At 29.1% G+C, this 21,293-nt stretch carries 19 protein-coding genes and 4 tRNA genes; 2 read left to right on the top strand and 21 right to left on the bottom strand.

What is annotated here, in order from left to right; genetic code table 11:
- The 3 genes from B5F09_RS12440 to B5F09_RS12430 all read right to left on the bottom strand — a co-directional run.
- A partial coding sequence (locus tag B5F09_RS12440) for an aldo/keto reductase (RefSeq protein WP_087374556.1) occupies nt 1–685 on the bottom strand: 685 nt, incomplete at its 3' end.
- Between the two features lie 40 nt (nt 686–725).
- Nucleotides 726–1,574: an aldo/keto reductase gene (locus tag B5F09_RS12435; protein ID WP_087374554.1), complete on the bottom strand. Its 849-nt coding sequence runs from the start codon at nt 1,572–1,574 to the stop codon at nt 726–728.
- Nucleotides 1,575–1,613: 39 nt separating this feature from the next.
- Nucleotides 1,614–2,462, bottom strand: a complete 849-nt coding sequence (locus B5F09_RS12430; RefSeq protein WP_087300683.1) for an aldo/keto reductase — start codon at nt 2,460–2,462, stop codon at nt 1,614–1,616.
- Nucleotides 2,463–2,563: 101 nt separating this feature from the next.
- Here B5F09_RS12430 and B5F09_RS12425 point away from each other — a divergent pair, with 101 nt between their 5' ends.
- Entirely contained in the window at nt 2,564–3,433 is an 870-nt protein-coding gene (locus B5F09_RS12425) for a LysR family transcriptional regulator (protein WP_087374552.1), read from the top strand.
- A gap of 37 nt (nt 3,434–3,470) precedes the next feature.
- On the opposite strand, the gene B5F09_RS12420 is transcribed toward B5F09_RS12425, so the two are convergent.
- From B5F09_RS12420 to B5F09_RS12390, 7 genes are all read right to left on the bottom strand, one after another.
- Nucleotides 3,471–5,714: an EAL domain-containing protein gene (locus B5F09_RS12420; protein ID WP_158095852.1), complete on the bottom strand. Its 2,244-nt coding sequence runs from the start codon at nt 5,712–5,714 to the stop codon at nt 3,471–3,473.
- Between the two features lie 142 nt (nt 5,715–5,856).
- Entirely contained in the window at nt 5,857–7,071 is a 1,215-nt protein-coding gene (locus B5F09_RS12415; RefSeq protein ID WP_087374548.1) for a GHKL domain-containing protein, read from the bottom strand.
- A gap of 2 nt (nt 7,072–7,073) precedes the next feature.
- Nucleotides 7,074–7,775 (bottom strand): LytTR family DNA-binding domain-containing protein, encoded by a 702-nt coding sequence (locus B5F09_RS12410; protein WP_158095851.1) that lies wholly within the window; start codon nt 7,773–7,775, stop codon nt 7,074–7,076.
- Between the two features lie 79 nt (nt 7,776–7,854).
- Complete coding sequence (locus B5F09_RS12405; RefSeq protein WP_087374544.1) at nt 7,855–8,619, bottom strand: ABC transporter ATP-binding protein; 765 nt, start codon at nt 8,617–8,619, stop codon at nt 7,855–7,857.
- Nucleotides 8,603–9,895, bottom strand: a complete 1,293-nt coding sequence (locus tag B5F09_RS12400; protein WP_087374542.1) for an FtsX-like permease family protein — start codon at nt 9,893–9,895, stop codon at nt 8,603–8,605. The genes B5F09_RS12405 and B5F09_RS12400 overlap by 17 nt, the downstream gene beginning before the upstream one ends.
- 363 nt (nt 9,896–10,258) lie before the next feature.
- On the bottom strand, nt 10,259–11,728 hold the full coding sequence (locus B5F09_RS12395; protein ID WP_087374540.1) for a family 1 glycosylhydrolase: 1,470 nt from the start codon (nt 11,726–11,728) through the stop codon (nt 10,259–10,261).
- 137 nt (nt 11,729–11,865) lie between these two features.
- A complete protein-coding gene (locus tag B5F09_RS12390; protein WP_087374538.1) occupies nt 11,866–12,756 on the bottom strand; it encodes a LysR family transcriptional regulator in 891 nt (296 codons plus the stop codon).
- A gap of 130 nt (nt 12,757–12,886) precedes the next feature.
- Between B5F09_RS12390 and B5F09_RS12385 the strand changes: the two genes are divergently transcribed.
- Nucleotides 12,887–13,822: an AEC family transporter gene (locus B5F09_RS12385; protein ID WP_087374536.1), complete on the top strand. Its 936-nt coding sequence runs from the start codon at nt 12,887–12,889 to the stop codon at nt 13,820–13,822.
- Nucleotides 13,823–13,884: 62 nt separating this feature from the next.
- On the opposite strand, the gene B5F09_RS12380 is transcribed toward B5F09_RS12385, so the two are convergent.
- The 11 genes from B5F09_RS12380 to B5F09_RS12330 form a co-directional block, all read right to left on the bottom strand.
- The gene (locus tag B5F09_RS12380; RefSeq protein ID WP_087374534.1) at nt 13,885–14,208 is read right to left on the bottom strand and encodes a hypothetical protein; all 324 of its coding nucleotides are present in this window, start codon (nt 14,206–14,208) and stop codon (nt 13,885–13,887) included.
- Nucleotides 14,209–14,515: 307 nt separating this feature from the next.
- Nucleotides 14,516–15,070: a DUF2812 domain-containing protein gene (locus B5F09_RS12375; RefSeq protein WP_087374532.1), complete on the bottom strand. Its 555-nt coding sequence runs from the start codon at nt 15,068–15,070 to the stop codon at nt 14,516–14,518.
- Between the two features lies 1 nt (nt 15,071).
- Nucleotides 15,072–15,392 carry a PadR family transcriptional regulator gene (locus B5F09_RS12370; RefSeq protein WP_087374530.1) on the bottom strand — a complete coding sequence of 107 codons (321 nt, stop codon included), beginning with the start codon at nt 15,390–15,392 and terminating at the stop codon, nt 15,072–15,074.
- A gap of 330 nt (nt 15,393–15,722) precedes the next feature.
- Nucleotides 15,723–16,043: a hypothetical protein gene (locus B5F09_RS12365; RefSeq protein WP_087374528.1), complete on the bottom strand. Its 321-nt coding sequence runs from the start codon at nt 16,041–16,043 to the stop codon at nt 15,723–15,725.
- A 433-nt stretch (nt 16,044–16,476) separates the two neighbouring features.
- Nucleotides 16,477–18,246 (bottom strand): ABC transporter ATP-binding protein, encoded by a 1,770-nt coding sequence (locus B5F09_RS12360; RefSeq protein WP_087374526.1) that lies wholly within the window; start codon nt 18,244–18,246, stop codon nt 16,477–16,479.
- Complete coding sequence (locus B5F09_RS12355) at nt 18,247–20,049, bottom strand: ABC transporter ATP-binding protein (RefSeq protein ID WP_087374524.1); 1,803 nt, start codon at nt 20,047–20,049, stop codon at nt 18,247–18,249.
- An 82-nt stretch (nt 20,050–20,131) separates the two neighbouring features.
- Nucleotides 20,132–20,752: a TetR/AcrR family transcriptional regulator gene (locus tag B5F09_RS12350; RefSeq protein WP_087300707.1), complete on the bottom strand. Its 621-nt coding sequence runs from the start codon at nt 20,750–20,752 to the stop codon at nt 20,132–20,134.
- A 180-nt stretch (nt 20,753–20,932) separates the two neighbouring features.
- Nucleotides 20,933–21,016 (bottom strand) — tRNA-Leu (locus B5F09_RS12345).
- Nucleotides 21,017–21,027: 11 nt separating this feature from the next.
- Nucleotides 21,028–21,103, bottom strand: a tRNA-Thr gene (locus tag B5F09_RS12340).
- Nucleotides 21,104–21,109: 6 nt separating this feature from the next.
- Nucleotides 21,110–21,185: transfer RNA gene (locus B5F09_RS12335), tRNA-Val, on the bottom strand.
- A 3-nt stretch (nt 21,186–21,188) separates the two neighbouring features.
- Nucleotides 21,189–21,264, bottom strand: a tRNA-Glu gene (locus tag B5F09_RS12330).
- Nucleotides 21,265–21,293 lie beyond the last annotated feature (29 nt).

Raw genomic sequence — 21,293 nt, 5'->3', positions numbered from 1 at the left:
ATTTTGCTAGTGGTACAATTCCTCTTTGTACTAACCATCTTAAAATTACTTGCGCAATAGATTTACCATATTTATCACCAATTGCTTTTAATTCTGGATTTGTAAACATGTTGTTTCTTCCTTCAGCAAACGGTGCCCATGCTTCCATTTGAACTTCATATTTTTTATTATATGTTTGAGCTGTTGTTTGTTGATGGAATACATTTACTTCTACTTGGTTTACAGCTGGTTTAACATCACTGAAGATAGCTAAATCAACTAAACGATCAGGATAGAAGTTTGATACACCGATTGCTTTGATTTTTCCTTCTTTATATAAATCTTCTAATGCTTTATATGCTCCATAGTAATCATTGAATGGTTGATGCAATAATACTAAATCAATATAATCTAATTGCATTTTCTTTAAAGATTCTTCTACTGAAGCTTTTGCTTTTTCATATCCATAATTAGATATCCATACTTTAGTTGTAATAAATAATTCACTTCTTGGTACCTGTGTTTCTTGAATAGCTTTTCCTACTGCTTCTTCATTTCCATAAGATTGTGCAGTATCAATTAAACGATAACCAGCATCAATTGCATCTAATACTGCTTGTTTACATTGTTCTTGATTTTTGATCTGGTATACTCCAAATCCAACTTTAGGCATTTTTAAGCCATTATTTAGTGTTACAAACTCCATATTTTTATCCTCCAATTCAATTATACTCTTTAAATTTTAGTTAGTCATGGATTTTTAATCCCATTAATCTTGTTTCGTTTGATAAATCTTCTGGATCATGTGTTCCTTTTCCAGTATCCATTGCTTGGATATTTTTCATTTCTTCATCAGTTAATTCAAAATCAAAGATATCAATATTTCCTTTAATTCTTTCATCATTTGTTGATTTAGGTAAAGAAATGATTCCTTCTTGATAATGCCATCTTAAAATAATTTGTCCGACATTTTTATTATATTTATTAGCTAAGGATACTAAATATTCATTTTCTAATAATTCTTTATTTCCATGTCCTAATGGATACCAAGCTTCAAGTTTAATACCATATTTTTCCATTTCTTCGCGTAATGGTTTTTGTTGGAAAAATGGATTGCATTCTACTTGGTTTACAGCTGGCATAATAGTCATACCATCTTTAAATTTATTCCATAAATTAATTGTTACGTTAGAAATACCAATTGATTTAATTTTTCCTTCAGCTACTGCTTCTTCTAATGCTTTCCATGATCCTAAATAATCACCATATGGTTGATGTAATAAATATAAATCGATGTAATCAACACCTAAATTCTTTAAAGAATTTTCAATACCGATTTTAGCATTTTCATAACCATAATCTTGTAACCATAATTTTGATGTAATAAAGATTTCTTTACGATCAATTCCACTATCTTTAATAGCTTTTCCAACATCACTTTCATTCATATATCCAGCTGCAGTATCGATATGACGATATCCTGCTTTTAATGCTTTTAAAGTAGCTTCATAAGTTGGCCCATCATTAGGGATCATAAATACTCCAAATCCAACTGCTGGGATAAGTTCATGATTATTAAGTTCAAATTTTTCCATAGTTCTCTAATCTCCTTTTCATTAATTTAATTTTAACAGCTAATCATGGATTTTATATTTATTTAACCATTTTGCTGTTGTGTAACTTTGATGATTGATTATTTCGCTATAACCCAAATCCATATTGGCAATCATATTCATATCTTCATTGTCTAATTGAAAATCCCAAATGTCTAAATTTTCTTTCATCTTATCAACTCTAACTGTTTTGGGAATTACAATAACATTATTTTGAATATGCCAGCGTAAAATAACCTGGGCAATTGTTTTGTTATGTTTTTTAGCAATTGCTTCTAAAATTTCATTGTTGAAAATATCACGTTGTCCTTCATTTAATGGTCCCCAGGCTTGTACTTTGCAATGATATTGTTCTAACACTTTAACAAGTTCTTTTTGTTGAAAAAATGGATGTAATTCAATTTGATTGATCATTGGTTTAATTGAACAATTTAAACAAAGATCAACAAATCTTTCTGCAGAAAAATTACAAATCCCAATTGCTCGAACTTTACCTTGGCGATAAAGTTCTTCCATTGCTTTCCAAGAGCCATAATAATTTCCATAAGGCTGATGAATCAGATACAAATCAAGATAATCTAGCCCTAGGTTAGTTAAAGATTGATTAAAAGCTTTAATCGTATTTTCATAACCACTATCCTGGACCCACACCTTAGTAGTAATAAATAACTCGCTTCTTGGTATATGTGATTCCTTAATCGCTTCACCAATACCAGTTTCATTAAAATACGAAGCAGCTGTATCAATTAATCGATATCCTTCATCTAATGCCTCTAATACTTTTCTTTTTGCTAAATTAGAAGAAATTTGTAAAGTCCCATAACCGATAATTGGCATTTTTACACCGTTACTAAGCTCTATCCACTCCATCTGTTCCCTCCTTACACTTACATTTTAGTTAACTTAAAAAATAAAGTACAATATCAATATTACATTATGCTATAATTATAGTGCATAGTGAGGTGATAATAATGATCGAACTTTACCAATTAGAACAATTAGTGACTATTGCCAAGGCCGGTACAATCTCTAAAGCTGCTGAAATTTTATTAATAAGCCAGCCGGGTCTAACACGCTCAATTCAGCGTCTAGAAGATGAACTTGGTTTAAAATTGTTTGATCGTAAGAAAAATAAAATAACATTAAATGATAACGGAATCATGGCCGTTGAATATGCCCAAAAAATACTTGATGAAACTGATAAAATGGTTAAACAACTACAAAGCTATGATTTAAGCAAACGAACAATCAGTATCGGTTCTTGTGCTCCAGCACCAAATTGGGGATTAACTTATATTTTTAAACAATTATATCCAGCTATGAAAATTACCGATAGCCTTGATAGCAATGAAGATAACTTATTAAACGGTCTAGATAATCATGAATATTCGATTATTGCCATTAATCATCCCATCAATGATGATAATCGCATTTGTATCCCATTATTTGAAGAACACCTATATTTATCAGTACCCCCTGCTCATCCATTAGCTTTGTTTAAAGAAATATCATTTCGAGATTTAAATGGTGAAAGTGTTTTATTATTATCGCGAATTGGTTTTTGGAATGAAATATGTTTAAAAATGATACCGGAATCTCATTTATTGATTCAAGAAGATGATGCCATTTTTGAAGAACTAACAAAAGCATCAGCTTTACCTAACTTTCGCAGTAATTTAACATTACTTCGCGAAAAAGAAAATAATAATCGTATCAATATTCCAATCAGCGATCCTGAAGCTCATGTTCAATATTATGCAGTATATAACAAAAACAATCGTAAAATGTTTGACCCTATCAAAGATAAAATTACTAATATTGATTGGGCTAAAACTGTTTAAATCATTAATAAAGCTGTTAACGTTTTTGTTAACAGCTTTATTTAATCTTTTTTCGATTTTTCATATACCGTAAATTAAATTTATCATTACTAATTGGTTTATCATAATAATAACCTTGACCAAAATCACAACCAAAACTTCTTATTAAATAATTACATTCTAAAGTTTCTACTCCTTCAACAACTGTTGAAATCGATAATATTTTAGCTAACTTTACAATTTCTTCCATGATTAATTTTGTTCTAAAATTATTTTCAACAAAAATTTCTTGTAAAAAATCTTTATCAATTTTTAATTCATCAATATCCAACTTTCCTAAAATATTTAACGAAGAATAGCCACTGCCAAAATCATCCATCGACACTCGAAAACCAATTTTATGCAAACACTCTATCTTACTATTAACTTCATCAACATTATCAATAACTAAATTCTCTAAAATTTCTAAAGTAATCAAATTAGCCGGTATTTGATACTTATTAACAATTTTCTCTAGTCTTTCAACATAATCAGCTTCATAAAATAATAACTTAGACTGGTTAACTGAAATTCCAATCGGCTCTATTCCTTCATCAATCCATTCTTTGATTTGTTTACATGCCTCTTCAAACATATACATATCTAATTCAATACAAAAACCACTTTTTTCAAAAATCGGAATAAATTGATCTGGATAAAGTTCCTGTCCATCATTTGTTATCCAACGTACCAGAGCTTCTGCACTTTCTAATGAACCATCTTTTAAACCGATTTTAGGTTGTAAGAAAAACTTAAATTCATGATTTTCAAGGGCTTGATGCATATGACTTTCAATATAATTATCTATTTTTTCGCGCTCATGTAATTCAACATCATAAAACCAGATACTTGTTTGTAACTTTTCTTTTGCTTTATCAAGAGCAAACATCACACTTACCATTAAGCCATCAAATGTTGTATCTAAATTATACTGGTCACTTGAAATTACAATACCACAATGAATTTTTAAATGATAATTTGTATGTAATAAAGCATCATAATCGAAAATTTCCTCAATTATCTTATTTAATCTTGATTCAATAATTTCCTTATCAATATCTCTTAAAAACAAAAAGAACTGATCTGCCGTATCTCGACAACAAAATTCTTCACTGTTTAAATTATTTTCAACAACCCCTTTAATATGACATAATAACTTATCCCCTTGTTCATTGCCAAATATTTCATTAAAAAACTTAAACTGTCGAATATTTAAAACTACAATACTGCAATTAAGATTCTGCCTTAACTCTTGTTTACCTTTTTGATTAAAATATAATAAATTATAAGCCCCAGTTAAACGATCATAATAAGCCGACAAAGCTAATTCATGATTATTTTTCAATGTCATCCAATAACCGTATAACAACAAACCAATTACTAAAATAACAATTACCACAAATAAACCATTAACAATTCTAGCTGTCTGACTAATCGATAACCCAGCACTTTGATCAATATCAATACAAACCATATACCAGTCATTTATATCTATAGGCTTTAAGATAGCTTGACAACTTTCATCTTTATAATCAAAAGTCAAAGAAACATTTTTATTATTTTTTAAATCACTTTTAATCTGATTAATATTAGTATCTTTTAAATTAATATTTTCAAAAAAACTATTAGTTTGATTAATATCTTGATTAGAACCTAGCAAAATATTACCATCACTGTCAATAATACAAGCATAAGTATTATCATTTTCATCAGTTGTTATATGTAAAACATCTAAAGCTACTAAACTTCCTATTATCTGATTATTTCTTAATACTGGTATTCCATAAGCAACTGTCGGTTGTGTAGATAATTCACTTTCAAAAATATCGGAAATAGCTTTTTTTCCAAGCAAAGTCTCTTCAATTACTGATTGTATTGGTTTAGAAAGATTGCTTGTTTTAACATCATATTTAATATCCTGGTCATTTATCGCAACAACATTAGATGAACTACTAAAATATCCCAATAAAATAAAATCACTTTTTTGATTTGCTAAATCCAATGCCAGTGCAATGTCTAGATCATTTTCAATCGTAAATATACCAGCAAATGAATTCAATATTTGAAAATCAGTATCAACCTGTTCCTTTAAACGATCTATATATTCATCACTATCTACTTTTATTTGATTGATAATTGCTTCTTTGATTGTATTATTCAAATAAACTCGTAAATAAATACTAGTTCCTAATAAAAATATCGCAACAGTCAAAACAATCAATATTGTTTTTTTAAGCCTATTTCCAAACATTGTTTTATCCACCACCATTCACCTCCAATCATCAAACATCATATATTTATCACAATATATTTTCACATTAAATTATAACACTTTTATATAAAATATACACCTTTTAACCCAATTCATACTAAAAGAATCAAAAAAAGCATCAAAATGATGCTTACTAAATATTATTAACTTTAACAAACATGATCATAACACTTACAAATCCATCTTGAAGACTACTTACTGAACTAATGCCATGATACCTGTTTAATAATTCATTCAAACTTGCAGCAACTTTTTCTTGTAAATCACAATTAGAACAATTGAATTTAAACTGAATAATAACCTGCTTAGCTTTTTTTATTGATTTAATAAAAATATAACGCCGGTTAGTTACTGTTTTAACCTCATCTATCGCTAAATCTAATAAGCAGTCAAATAAAATAAACTGATCAGCTACGGTAAGAAAACTAAAATTATTATATTCGATAGTCGGTAATACCGTAATATCATACTGTCTAAGTGTTTCTAAACGATTATTTATTAAAGTATTTAAAAGCATTGAATCTGAATAAATACTATTAAACTCTCTAAATGTAGTTGTCGTTAAAGTGTTTATCTCATCTTTTAAACCTTGATAATCATCTTTATCCAATAATAAATTCAGTATTTGACATGTTTTTAAAAGATCATGAAGAAAATAAAAACTTGTTTCATACTGCTTATTTAATAATTTATACTTTTCAGTCACTACTTTTTCATTTTCTTTACTTAAATCTAATTTTGATTTTAAACCTAACTTATAAAACGTATCATAATAAGTCAAAAGAAAAAATAGAATTAAAATAATTAGTAAAAATATATAAACAATAGTACTACTATTTTCGTTATAAACAATATCATATTTAAGCCCAGATACTAAAACCAGAATTAAAAATAATACTAAACATATATAGCCACAAGCAATATTAGTAAATGAGTGATAGTTGATTTTTTTAATGACATCAAAATACCCAGCAAACAATATCGAAATAACTATTACTGCAAAAAACATCATTAATACATCTAAATAAATGTTCTTGCTAAAATAACTTTTTAATAATGCAACTACCGTACTAGTAGCTATTTCAATAATCCAAAAAGGAATAACAATGAGTATCTTTTCAATCATTCGCCCTCTAAACATTATTAGCGAATTAACAAAAAAAGTTATTATTAATAAGTAGTCATATCGTCCTAACTCATTATTGAAACTAACTAGTCCTATTGTACATATAGTAACTAAGATAATCACGATATTAATTTTATTATCCAAAAATCTTAAAGATAAATGCTTTTTCATCAAATAAATAAAAACCGATCCTAAAATAAGATTATAAATAGTATTTATCATTGTTAAAGCGTCCTATGTAAATAATTTGTATATTCATCGATAAATTGTTTTTTAAAGCGTCTAGAAACAGGTACTAATTCTTGATTAGTCAATTTAATATCCATATTAGTAAAATCATCAATATAATCAAAATTTACTATAAAAGATTTATGAGATTGACCAAATGAATAATCCTTAAGTTTTTCAAACCAGTATTTTAAAGGATAATTAGTTGCTAAAACTTTATTTGAAGATAAATGTAAAAGTGTCTTCCGTCCTAAAAATTCAATATACATTATTTCATGATAATATATTTTTCTAGGCGATATTCGCTCATCTTCAAAACCAGCATATTTTTGATAATACCTTTGTAAAACTGCTTCCATTTCCAAATCAAAATCTTCTTGATTAATTGGCTTAATAAAATAACGATCAGCCTGGATCTTATAACCATCTATCAAATATTTAGCATAACTTGAAGTAATAATAATTCTAGTATCAATGTTTTTATTTCGTAACTGCATGCCTAGTTCAATACCATTTTCATCTTTCAACTCAACATCTAAAAATATCAAGTCATATTGTTCCATTTCTTGTAAAAAATAATTACTATCCTGACATACATCAACTTGATATGATATTTGTTTTTTAGACATAAAATTATCAAGACAATTCTTTAAATTTTCAACATCTTCATTACTATCATCATAAATTAATATTTTCATTATCAATACCTTCATTTCTTTTACTACTTAAAATCATTATATCATAAAAAAAAGAAACCTAGGCAATGTAAAACATTGCTTAAGCATCTTTAAATAAATCTAATTGCATGGCAATTTTAGCAATACGATTATAAAACTTTTCTAATGAATCATTGTTTTTTAAAATATTATTAGTTATCTTACCATCTTCAACATAATACATTTGACTTGCATACGATGCTACTAGACAATCATGTGTTACCATGACAATAGTAATACCATATTGAACATTTATATTAACTAAATAATTCATTAGTTGTCTTGCCCTAATACTATCTAGATTACCAGTTGGTTCATCAGCAAAAAGAATATCTGGTTTTGTTATTAATGCACGAGCAATTGCAGTTCGTTGACATTGTCCACCGGAACATTCATATGGATATTTTTCTAAAATATCTTCAATTTCTAGACTTTTTACAAGCTGATTAAATTCATTTTGAAAATTTTTTTGATCTGGTTTGCTAATTTTCAATGTAAACAAAATATTATCCTTTATCGTTAAGGTGTTTAATAAATTGTTTTCTTGAAAAATAAAACCAATTTGTTTTTTTCTTAAATTAGCTTTTTGTTTATCTGATAATGTCATGACGTTTTTTCCAAATAAAAAAACATTACCACTGGTTGCTTCATCTATTGATGATAAAATATTTATTAAAGTTGTTTTTCCTGAGCCAGAGGCTCCCATAATACTTATAAACTCTCCTTTATTTATGGTAAGAGAAATATTGTCTAAAGCAATTTTGGGATGAGGACTATATGGTTGGTATATTTTTTTCATTTTTTCAGTTTTAATAATTATTCCCATAATTAATAGACCTTCTTTCTTGATTAATTGTTATTAAGTATGCAAAAAGTAATGGAATAAAAAATTCAATTACGATTAATATTGCAAGTAAAATAGATATTTTATTTAAAAAAGCAAAGCGCAATACTAAATTTAAAAGATATCCCATTGACAGTACTAAAATAGTCAAATAAGTATATAAAATTTCTTGTTTACTTATTTTTAATATTTCCTGTTTATTTAAACCAATTCGATACAAAGTTTGATAATATATTTTTTTATTTAAACGATTAATTGAAAAACGATTCACTAAAGCATAGTCTAATATAATCAATGTCAAAATATATGCCAACATGAATAAAACAAAATAAGCATTATCATGATAATTAACACAAATCATAGTGGATAAGATAATTGTTACAATCATATTCATTAAAAACATTACTTTAAACTGTTGTAAATTAAAAAGATAATTACTCAAAACCAGATTCTTTTTACCATCAATTAACCAGTTAGATAACTTTTTCTTTAAAGATTTTACTAGTGTCGTTTTCACTATACCATAACCTCCAATTGCACTAATGCAAGCTGGTAAAATCATTCCTTGTCCTAAATCACCACTATATACACTAACAATACCAATACCATAAAATATCAAATAAACATAACTAGCTCCTGGACAAATAATATGGTTTTTTGTTTTTGAAATAACATAATCATTTTTCAACAAATCTGGAATTTTGCTTTGAATTGAATAATTAAACTGCATTAAAGCAAGATAAACAAATAAAATCACAAGTAAAGATAACGACTGTAATAAAATACTAATATTATATCCAAATATGTCATTATTAATTTTTAAATAACGATAAACGAATAATTTAAAAAAAGGAATGACAATCAAAAAACTTAATAGTGCCAAAATATAAGCCGTCATTACTATAACCATAAGCTGTATCATCATATATATGACCAACTGAAGATTGCTATAACCTTTTATCTTCAATAATCCAATTGTTTTACTATGAATTTTATTATAATAATTACAAGCATAAACAATAAGTGAGAAACTAACTATTATTACAATTAAAATAATCGTTCCTTTAAACATCCCATCAAATAATTGATAAAAATCACTCATATTTATAAATGCTCTTTTTAAGCGATAATTAATTACTGGATCAGCAAAAAAATCCAGTAACACTAGCCAAATTTCTAAAACAGTTGTAATAACAATCAGCAAGTTTAAACTCTTTTTACGTTCTTTTAAAAACATTTGCAAAGAAAACCTTACCATCTTAATCACCTCTTCTATAATTCAATCATAATAAAAATTAATAATTCATACAATCAACTTAGAATAAGAAACAATTTATTGGTATAAGCGGTAAAAAGTTAACTATCTCAATGTCTTAAAAATATATAAAATGATAAATTCACACTAAAATATATACTAACTGATATGCTCAAAGGCCCCTCTACACTAAAGTATAATTTTATTTATTACTAGGTAATTACCTGATACGTGCGTAAATTATTCTGTCTAAATTGTTTAATAGTTATAACAGCCTTCTATCTACATCAATAAAAACTATAACTTTACTAATCAAAAAAAGCGTGATGATAATTTAGCTCTTAAACTTTCATCACACTTTAATAATTATTCTAGATTTTCACCATTTGTTTCAATTACTTTTTTATACCAATAAAAAGAATCTTTACGATAACGTTTATAAGTTCCATTACCTTGATCATCTTTATCTACATAAATAAAACCATATCGTTTTCTCATTTCCCCAGTTCCAGCACTAACCAGGTCAATACATCCCCAAGTTGTATAGCCAATTAAATCAACACCATTATCAATAGCATTACCCATTTCTTTGATATGATCTCTTAAATAATCAACACGATATGAATCATGTACTGAACCATCTTCTTCAAGAGTATCATAAGCTCCTAAGCCATTTTCTACAACCATAATTGGTTTTTCATAACGATCATAGATCATTTCTAAATAATATCGAAGTCCAAGTGGATCTTGAGCCCAACCCCAATCAGAATATGTCAAATAAGGATTTCTTGCTCCGGCAGCAAAATTACCAGATACCATATCATCAGTTTCATGAGTTGTTTCAACAGATGACATGTAATAAGAGAATGTATACATATCAACACATCCCTTTTTCAACTCTTCTAAGTCTTCTTCAGTAATATCTAATTGAACATGATGTTCATCCCATAATCTTTTAGCAAAAGTTGGATATTTTCCTTTACATTGAACATCACCACAATAGAAAATACTCTTTTCCCACATATGTCTATTTGCCATAATATCTTTTGGATCACATGTTCCAGGATAGAATGTAATTCCACAAATCATACAGCCAATCATATTATTAGCATCAATTTCATGTCCAATTTGAACAGCTTTGGCACTAGCAACAAATTGATAATGTAATTGCTGATATCCTTCTTGATGTTCTTTATCTCCAGCGTGATTTCCAAATAAGTTTAACATCATGATTGTATTATTGATTTCATTAAATGTTAGCCAATATTTAACTAATCCTTTGTATCCTTTAAAACAAGTTGTTGCAAAACGAACATAAAAATCTATTAATTTACGATTATTCCAGCCACCATAATGTTCTTCTAGATATAAAGGGGTATCAAAATGCCAGATTGTTACTAATGGTTCAATTCCATATTTTTTACATTCCATAAAAACTGAACGATAAAATTCAACCCCTTTTGAATTAGGTTTATCTTCATCACCATGAGGATATAAACGAGACCATGAAATAGAAAGTCTAAACATTTTAAATCCCATTTCAGCTAGCAAGGCTATATCTTCTTTATAATGATGATAAAAATCCACACCATCATGATTAGGATAGTAATAATCATCTAAAACAGCGTATTTAGCACCTTCTGGTATCGGTTGTCCATTAACAACCTTTCCTGGATTTCCATTTTTATCAATAAAAGTCACATATCTTGGCTCTTTAACAGAACCTCCTGTAGTTACATCGGTTTTAGCAGGACCACGACCATCCTCGTTCCAGGCACCTTCAGCCTGATTAGCTGCAATAGCACCACCCCATAAAAAATTTTCTTTAAAGCTCATAGTTATCATCCTCCTTTTACTTTAATTCTAAGATAATCTATAAGAAAAACAAATACTTATTTATTATATAAATCTATGCCTTTTCTATATGTGTTATAAACTTACTATTTAATAATCAAAAAATAGAACTCACTATTTTATCTATCCAGTTTTTCTACTTCATCTTTCATTAACTCCAAAAATGTTTCTGCCTGCTTGGAAAAAACATGATATTTTTTCCAAGCAATATGAATCCCTACATCCATTTGAGGCCAAAGTGCTTTAAAACAAAGGGGACTATTTTCATCAACACGGATTAAATCTTTAAAAGTCAAAGCATAACCACCACCCTCTTCTACAAGTAAGGCAGCATTATTAATAAGATTATACGTAACCTTAATATCCAATTTTCTTTCATTGCCACCAATCCATCCTGCAATTTCATTTTTTACAATATCTTGATTCGAAGCAATAATCGGCTTATTTTTTAATAATTCAGGTGTTATAACATTATACGAAGCCAACTCATCATCTTTTTTCATCAATAGCCCCATTGTTTCTTTAAACGGAAGAGTAAAATAGTCAAATTTAGTAAGATTAACCGGATCAAAAAATATTCCAAAATCTAATAGTCCACTATCAAGTTTATCTGCAACATCCTGAGCATTACCACTAAATAAATGAAAACGTATTTTAGAATATTTAGATTGCATTTTAGCAATCACCTGCATAACAAAACGAATAGCTGAACTTTCGCCACTTCCAATATAAATATCACCAGCTAGTTCATTATCTTCTTTAAGCAAATCACGCTCAGCCTTGTCTACTAAGCCAATAATTTCCTGGGCATACTGCTTTAATAAAATCCCATCTTTAGTAAGAGTAATTTTTCTACTTCCCCGAATGAATAACTTTTTATTAAATTCATCTTCTAATTCTTTCATTTGGCGAGAAAGGGTTGGCTGTGTAATGTGTAAAACTTCAGCTGCTTTAGAAATACTTTCTTCTCTAGCAATTGTTAAAAAATATTGTAAAACTCTTATTTCCATTAAACATCACCTATCATAATTATATTGAGCAAACCCATGCTTATCAAGTATAGAAAAGCATAAAATTTAAGTAATTGATATATCTTAAAAGTATCGATATAATAGATGCGGATTTGAAAGGAGAAAATAAATGGCAGCATTAACAACGTTATTTCCCGTATTTTTTATGATTGGACTAGGAGCTATTGCTCGTATCAAAAACTGGATTACCCCAGAACAAAAAGATGGAGCAAACAATATTGTCTTCAATGTCTTATTTCCAATTATGATTTTTAACGTTTTATTTACAGCAAAGATAGAAGTATCAGTTATTTGGGTTATTATTTATGTATTTATAGCATTTGTTTTAACAATGGTTATTGGTAAATTGATTAGTGGATTTACCGGTAAAGAATTAGCGCATATTTCACCATACTTATTAACAACCTGTGAAGGAGGAAACGTTGCTCTACCACTTTATACATCAATAGTTGGCTTAAGTTATGCAAGCAATACTGTAATTTTTGATATTGCTGGTAGTTTCATTGCATTTGTTGTTATCCCTATTTTAGTTACAAAATCTACTGCTGGTAAAACAAACAATAAAGACTTATTAAAAACTATCTTTACAAACTCATTTGTAATTGCCGTAACCCTTGCATTAATATTAAACTTAAGTGGATTTTATAACTATTTAAGTCAAACACCATTTATCAATGTCTATACTAGTACTGTTACTCAGGCTACTGCTCCTATTGTAGGAATGATATTATTTATTATTGGTTATAATTTAAAGATTAAAAAAGAAACATTACCGTCATTACTTAAATTGTTATCAGTTAGACTAGTTTTATATGTATGTATCATTGCTGGATTCTTTATCTTCTTCCCACATATGATGGCAGATAAAATTTATATGATCGCAGTATTAATATATTTTATGAGTCCTACTGGTTTTGCTGTACCAATGTTAATCTCACCACTTAATAAATCAGAAGAAGATGCTGATTTTCAATCGGCATTTATCTCATTATTTATGGTTATTACACTAATTGTTTATACTGTAATAGTTATCTTTATTTACTAACTAAAAAGACTGGGCCAAGTTTTACCTACTTTTACGCTCAGTCTTTTTAATATTGAAAATTATCATGGTACATATAAACCAGGATTTCCTCTAATAACTTTAAAATCATCATGTTCTAATTGTAATTTCTTTTGAATAAATATCACAAGTTCTTCTTTTGGTAATTTACAAAACCCTCTAAAGCCATGACTTGAATATTCGTGCCAATCACCAATTGCTCTAAATTCTTTAATTTTTCGTATATCAACATATTTATCTTCTTTAAAATCTATTATCAAATCATATTCTGTATAACTATTTTTATTAATAACACTTTTCTTTCTTAAAAAAACATAAATCAAAACAACAAATATTACAACAATAACTAAATAGATATTTGCTTCCATATAAATATCAACTCTCTTGGATCATTTAAAATATTATTATAAATCTACAAATCTTGGTCATCAATATCAAAAGAAAAGCTCAATAACCCACTTATATGAATTCATTTAAATGTGCTAAAAAAACCTCGAAACAAAATATCTATTTAATAATTAATTCGAGGTTCTTTTAATTTTATAATATGTCTAAAAAAGTTTTCTTTTTAAAAACAACAATTTATATATTCATATTTACTATTTTCAATTAAAGTTTCACGTTATAAATGTTTCTAATACATTTCAATATTATATTTGTTGTAGAAATATTCTATTACCTATTTTTTATATACTGTATTAACGATACCAAAATAATTGATAATGCGATAATAATATATATATTATGAAAAATAAATCCTATAATCGTATCATTACTTCCAGAAGTAGCTGTTGGAAATATTACTTGAAGATATAAAAAGGCCATTGCTAAGAATATTCCTTTCCACAAATTTTGCGCTGCGCTATCTCTATTTCTAGCCCGCTTAGATTCTTCATCAGAAAAAATTTCACGCTTTGATGGATCATAAGAGTAGAATATATTATCGTTACTATATCCATCATTCGCATAATTCTTTGTGAAATAATGCCACCCGTCATCTAAAAAAATCTGTTTATATTCTTTCATATCATCTTTGTTGACTTTTCTAGAATCAACACGATATGTAATCTTTTTCTTATCTTGTGATTTTTTAAATTTATATACGTCTAATCTTAGAGGAACAAATAAACCAAATTTAGTTATACAACTTAAAACATATCCTTTATTTGCTTTATTATTAATATAATTTTCAACAGATTTACTACCTAAATACAATCTAATTCTTAACATATTAGTTATCCTCTTTTTCTAAAATATTTTTTGCAACAAAACATAATTTTTTAATTCTCATATAATCATTTTTTAATACTTCTTTACCATCTTTTGTTAAACAATAAACTTTTCTCCTAGAATTATCCTCTGTTGACATTTGTTCGATTAACTTTGACTTTTTTAAATTATCCAACGCACCATAAAGAGTTCCTGCCGCTAGCACAATTGATTGATCACTCAATATTTCAACTTTTTTTATAATTCCATATCCATGTAATGGTTCTGATGCCAAAGCTAAAAGTATATAGAAAGTTGTTTCAGTCAAAGGATTTGATTTCATCACTTCACCTCCATCACGCATCAGCTATATATAAAGTTTCTCTATATATCGTTACTCTATATATCGTATAACTATATATTATCATATTTTTTTTAAATTACAACTACTTTCATCTATTCTATTCATATTTTAAGTTATAGATTAAAACTCTATCTAATATTTATGCATATGATTTTCCAATATTTAGTTGTTAGATATATAGACTAATACAAAATTGCTCTTTTTTTCTTTATAAAAATTTATTGTTAATAAAAAAAGCGGGATTATTTTATCCCACTCAATATTATGAAACTTTTTAATTTTCGATATTATTTAATTCACTACAAAAAATTATTTATAAAATTTACTTTCTTTAACTATTCTATAAACAAAAATACATAGAAACAAAGCTATATGAACAGTCCAAATTATTGTTCTATTAAAACTTGTAAAATTTAAATTAATAAGAAGGCTCATTGCAATTATAAAATACATAAAGTAACACCAAGAACGAATTTTTATAAATTGTTCTTTATATTGTTGTTTTATTGTTTTTTCTTCAACATATGAGATTTTTTTAGTACGTTTAAGATAAATAGAATAAATAAGTGACGTTAAACCCCAATCAGAAAAACCAAATAACTTTACTAGACCATTAAGAAAATTATTCATTCTAACCACCATTATGAAGTAACCCCTCTTCGATATTATCTTATTTTTGCCTACTTCATAACTTCCCCTTTCTTTGAATTTTTATTTCTATAAAGTTTTTTATCATTATAAATCTATACCTAGTAAATTAATTAGTTACTTCATAGTATCTCAATACTAATTTTTGAAATATATCTTTAATTTCATTATACATAACCATATAGTAAATACAACTTATTAACATGTTTTTGTTGATGATACCCCCGATTTTTTTATAAAATAATTAATTTCATTTCAAAATATTTTTTTACCTGTCTTAAAATTAAATTTTGAAAATTCAGTGATCTTAATATTTATCTATCATCCATAATAAAAATACCCTAGTATCGTTCAACTATTTATACTAAGGTATACTTTTATATCTCCATTAATACCTGTATTAAAATATCACTATTTAATACATATCAAGTGAAATCTTTTTACTATCAATTTGCCATTTAGAGCCTTCATTTTGTAGATCAACCATATGACGATAGAGTCCATTTATAGCATATAATTTTGCTGGTGCTCCGTATTCTTTGACATTACCATTTTCTAAAACAACAACCTTATCAGCAGATTGGACTGTTCGCATACGATGAGCAATGACTAAAACAGTCTTATTAACCAGTAACCTAGATAAAGCTTCTTGCACTTTAGTCTCATTTTCCACATCAAGGCTAGCTGTTGCCTCATCTAACAAAACGATTGGAGCATCTTTCAAAAGCGCTCTGGCAATGGAAATTCTTTGTCTCTCACCACCTGATAGTTTTGCACCATTTTCACCAATCAGTGTGTCATAGCCATTAGGAAGTTTCTGCACAAATTCATCGCAATTTGCTGCTTTAGCGGCTTCATATACTTCTTCATCTGTTGCTCCTCTTTTTCCTAGACGGATGTTTTCCTTTATGCTGTCATCAAATAAAACAACATCTTGAAACACCATTGAATAATCTCTCAATAAAATTTCAGGATCAACAGTATTAATATCAATTCCTCCTACTGTTATAGTTCCTTTATTGACATCCCAAAGACGTGCAGCTAATTTAGCACAGGTACTCTTGCCAGAACCAGAAGGTCCAACTAAGGCTGTTACTTCTCCTTCTTTGGCTATAAAACTGACATCCTTTAAAACATCATGGTCATCATAAGCAAATGAAACATGATGAAATTCAATATCATGTCCTTTTGGTTCAAAAGTTTCTTTCCCTGATGCAACTGGAGTATCGTAGATTTCCATCATACGATTTGCTGATACCTGTGAGACAAACATCTCAGCAATTAATGCTAGACTCTGATCAAAAGGTGCATAAATTCTTGTAATGACCAATAAGAACATAAACAATACCATAAAATCCACTTGTCCGTGAACAATAAGATTTGCACCAACTAAGATTGTAGTTGCAACACCTAAACGCATGATGACACTTGCTGCATTGATAAAAATACCGGATACAAGTTCTCCTTTGATCATCACTTTTTCATGTTCATCAATTTTTTGATAAAGACCTTGAAGATAAGTTTCTTCTTGGTTTGTGGCTCTAATCTCTCTAACATTTTCTAACGTTTCCTGTATTCCATCAGAAACTTTGACAGCTGCCTTTTTCAGTTTTTCAGAGGCTTTTGCAGTCCACTTTCGAGAGCCAAACAATAGACCAAACGCAACAGGTACCCCCCAAAGACAAGCTATTGCTAAACGCCAATCATAAATAAATAGGAAAATAGCAATAATTCCTGTTGAAATATAAGATCCGTATAAATAACCAAGCACATGTGACCAGACATGCTCCATACGATTAACATCTCCCATTATCGTTTCTGTTAAATCTGCAATATCTTTTTTATTAAAATATCCTAATGGTAATTTACGAAGTTTTTCCGCCAAAGCAATTCTTGTAGCCTTGACTTCACCATAAACAAGTCCATAAGTGGCTGTATACTGCTGAAGATGTGTTATAAATGATAAAAATACAAATGCAACTAATAAAATAAGAATCGTTATCATATTGATTTCTGTTTGATCACCTGTCAAAACTCCCATCAATTCTTTCATCAGTAGATATAATACGCTAACACCAGCCATAACAACAATATTTACTATAACTGTCCAAAATGTCCCCTTTTTGACATTCTGAACACCTTTCTCTGTTAAGGCATATTTTCGCTTAAAATTTTTTCCAAACATTTACGCTGCCTCCTTTCCACTTGTGATTTTCCATTTCACTGCCTGATTATAGTCAGTCCACATTTTATGATACAGACCATTTTTATCTAATAATTCTTTATGAGTACCCTCTTCAATAATATGTCCCTCTTCTAAAACAATGATTCTATCCGCATTGACAACAGTTGATAAACGGTGAGCAATCATAATAACTGTTCGATCTTTACATAAAACACTGAGGGCTTTTTGTATTAAAACTTCATTTTCAGGATCAGCAAAAGCAGTAGCCTCATCCAATACCACAATTGGTGCATTTTTTAAAATAGCACGCGCTAAAGCAATTCTTTGCTGTTCACCTCCAGAAAGATATGTTCCCTCATTCCCAATTATCGTATTGACACCATTAGGAAGTTTTTCAATAATATCCTCACATCTAGCCGCTTTTAAAGCTTGCATAACATCATCATTTGATGCGTTTGGATTGGCAATTTTAACATTTTCTAAAATCGATGTTTTGAAGAGTTTTGTATTTTGAAAAACGAAAGCGACCTGCTCCATTAAAACATGCTGATCAATTTCTTTAACATTAACATTTCCAACCGCAACTACACCTTCATCTACATCCCAAAATCGAGGAATTAAACTGGCAGCTGTTGTTTTACCACCACCTGATGGTCCTACGAGTGCAACAGTTTGACCTGGTTCAACTCTAAAAGATATATGTGATAATGCAGGAGTACTTGAACCAGTGTAAGTAAAACTGACATCTTTAAAAACCACACTATTATCTTCAGGCTCTTTTGGATTCACACATTTTTCAAGCATTGGAGCCTTCATGACTAAATCAATGCGGCTTAACGCTGTACTAGCTAGCATAATACCTGAAGATGCAAACATAATTTTTGCGAGTGAAGTCGAAATGATAGCAGAAAAAACAGCATAGAATACAAAATTCGTAATAAAATCACTGAAATTACCACTATGCAATGCACCAGGTATCAAAAAGATAGCAATAGGCACTAAAAAAATAAAAGCCCCTTCAGTAAATGTCAAATTGATCGATTGAGGCACACGACAAACTTTCGCCTGATAATATTCTGCCTTATCACTATATTCTTCAATGGCCTTTTTAAAAGTCTTAAACGAATAAACAGTCTGCTGAAAAATCTTAACTACAGGAATTCCTCTAACATATTCTGTTCCTGCTTTTGTCATTCTATCCTGGGCAGCTTGATATTCAGCCATAAGCTGAGCATTTTTACCGCCCATCATTGAAAACATTGCAATAATGGATATAACTGCAGACAATAAACATGCAGCACCCATACGCCAATCAAATATAAACATCAAAATGACCATTCCGACAAATAATACGATAGTTCCAACAATATCGGCTAAATTGTGGGCTAACAGTGTTTCTGTATCATTAGCCGCACTATCCAACCTTCCTCTAATAAGTCCTGAAGCATTATTGTCAAAATACCCTAATGGTGCTTTCATGATATGATTCATACCTATTTTTCGTATATTTTCAGCAGTTCTAAAAGCCGCTAAATGAGTACATATTAAACCAATAAAATATAGTACAATTCCTAATACAGCGAAACCAAAGGCAATCCATCCATAGGTTTCTACATTTTGAACTTTAGAAAAGTCAGACACAGCGGTAATCAGATCTTTAGCAACAAGCCAAATACAAACATATGGCACTATGCTACAAAGCATCGAAATTGCAGATAAAGTTAATCCTATAAACGTCAAGACCTTATAGTTTCCAGCATAACCTAATAAAGCAATAATAGCATTTTGTTTCTTTTTTTCCATATTAACCCTCCTTTTTCAACAAACACTTATGTTAGCATATGCTAACTAACAGGGTAAAAAAATTGCAGGTTGTTGCATTAATCTATTTTGTTTCCATTAATGCTAACCAACCAGCTGTGTAAAATGCTCGAAGTTGACCTACATCACGCATAGCCTGGTCTTTAGGAATATCGTGGATGACAACTTCAAAAATTCCTCCAAACATACCACTTGCAATAATATGACACAAAGTTCTATCAAGTTGAGGTACTAAATAACCAAGTTCCCTTAAAACATCCATGTATTTTAGAGTATATTCAACTTCGACTTCAACAATATTATGAACAAAATTTTCATAACTCGTTCCTTCAGCTTTCAATAATAAAAGTTTTACTGCTTCACGATGATCACAGATATAATTAACCATCCAATTTACACAAGAACTTGATTCAATTCCCATATGAGAAGGTTGTTCATCTTTAGGTAAATCAGCAAATTTTAATTGAGCTTGCATAAAATTAGCCATTATAGCTTGTGCATGCGGTTCAACAATTGAAGCAAATAATGCTTCCTTACTAGAAAAATATCCATAAAATGCCCCAGTTGTCACACCTGCATGTTTAACGATTTGACGTAAAGAAGCTCCTCTAAACCCTTTTTCCAAAAACTCATCAATAGCAGCTTGTTGAATTTTATTCAGTGTCAAATTTGAAGTATCTTGCATTTTTTACCCCCTATATAACAGTGTTATATAACACTGTTATAATACACCTATATATTCAATATTGTCAATAATAAATTAAAAATACGACTTATAAATATTCATTTTATAATGAACAAAAAATTTAGAACACATTTAAAATAAAAAAATACTCCAGGATCAATCCTGAAGTAAATATCAACATGGTGCGGGTGACAGGAATCGAACCTGCACGCCGAAGGCGCTAGATCCTAAGTCTAGTGCGTCTGCCAGTTCCGCCACACCCGCGTATATAAAAATGGTGCCGGCTAAAGGACTTGAACCCTCAACCTACTGATTACAAGTCAGTTGCTCTACCAATTGAGCTAAGCCGGCTTATAATGGTGGAGGTTAACGGGCTCGAACCGCTGACCCTCTGCTTGTAAGGCAGATGCTCTCCCAACTGAGCTAAACCTCCAAATGGTGACCTGTACGGGATTCGAACCCGTGAATGCATGCGTGAAAGGCATGTGAGTTAACCGTTTCTCCAACAGGCCACATGGCGCTTGAAGTAGGACTCGAACCT

This window comes from Erysipelatoclostridium sp. An173 (genome assembly GCF_002160495.1).
Classification (GTDB): domain Bacteria; phylum Bacillota_I; class Bacilli_A; order Erysipelotrichales; family Coprobacillaceae; genus Thomasclavelia; species Thomasclavelia merdavium.
This window is presented reverse-complemented; position numbering and strand designations above follow the sequence as displayed.

Excerpts from the sequence above, each read along its gene's own strand:
- B5F09_RS12400 (WP_087374542.1), bottom strand. The coding sequence starts at position 9,895 with ATGGTAAGGTTTTCTTTGCAAATGTTTTTAAAAGAACGTAAAAAGAGT.
- B5F09_RS12430 (WP_087300683.1), bottom strand. The coding sequence starts at position 2,462 with ATGGAGTGGATAGAGCTTAGTAACGGTGTAAAAATGCCAATTATCGGT.
- B5F09_RS12395 (WP_087374540.1), bottom strand. The coding sequence starts at position 11,728 with ATGAGCTTTAAAGAAAATTTTTTATGGGGTGGTGCTATTGCAGCTAAT.
- B5F09_RS12425 (WP_087374552.1), top strand. The coding sequence starts at position 2,564 with ATGATCGAACTTTACCAATTAGAACAATTAGTGACTATTGCCAAGGCC.
- B5F09_RS12405 (WP_087374544.1), bottom strand. The coding sequence starts at position 8,619 with ATGGGAATAATTATTAAAACTGAAAAAATGAAAAAAATATACCAACCA.
- B5F09_RS12370 (WP_087374530.1), bottom strand. The coding sequence starts at position 15,392 with ATGAAATCAAATCCTTTGACTGAAACAACTTTCTATATACTTTTAGCT.
- B5F09_RS12390 (WP_087374538.1), bottom strand. The coding sequence starts at position 12,756 with ATGGAAATAAGAGTTTTACAATATTTTTTAACAATTGCTAGAGAAGAA.
- B5F09_RS12350 (WP_087300707.1), bottom strand. The coding sequence starts at position 20,752 with ATGCAAGATACTTCAAATTTGACACTGAATAAAATTCAACAAGCTGCT.
- B5F09_RS12375 (WP_087374532.1), bottom strand. The coding sequence starts at position 15,070 with ATGTTAAGAATTAGATTGTATTTAGGTAGTAAATCTGTTGAAAATTAT.
- B5F09_RS12355 (WP_087374524.1), bottom strand. The coding sequence starts at position 20,049 with ATGGAAAAAAAGAAACAAAATGCTATTATTGCTTTATTAGGTTATGCT.
- B5F09_RS12380 (WP_087374534.1), bottom strand. The coding sequence starts at position 14,208 with ATGGAAGCAAATATCTATTTAGTTATTGTTGTAATATTTGTTGTTTTG.
- B5F09_RS12360 (WP_087374526.1), bottom strand. The coding sequence starts at position 18,246 with ATGTTTGGAAAAAATTTTAAGCGAAAATATGCCTTAACAGAGAAAGGT.
- B5F09_RS12385 (WP_087374536.1), top strand. The coding sequence starts at position 12,887 with ATGGCAGCATTAACAACGTTATTTCCCGTATTTTTTATGATTGGACTA.
- B5F09_RS12365 (WP_087374528.1), bottom strand. The coding sequence starts at position 16,043 with ATGAATAATTTTCTTAATGGTCTAGTAAAGTTATTTGGTTTTTCTGAT.
- B5F09_RS12415 (WP_087374548.1), bottom strand. The coding sequence starts at position 7,071 with ATGATAAATACTATTTATAATCTTATTTTAGGATCGGTTTTTATTTAT.
- B5F09_RS12435 (WP_087374554.1), bottom strand. The coding sequence starts at position 1,574 with ATGGAAAAATTTGAACTTAATAATCATGAACTTATCCCAGCAGTTGGA.
- B5F09_RS12410 (WP_158095851.1), bottom strand. The coding sequence starts at position 7,775 with ATGAAAATATTAATTTATGATGATAGTAATGAAGATGTTGAAAATTTA.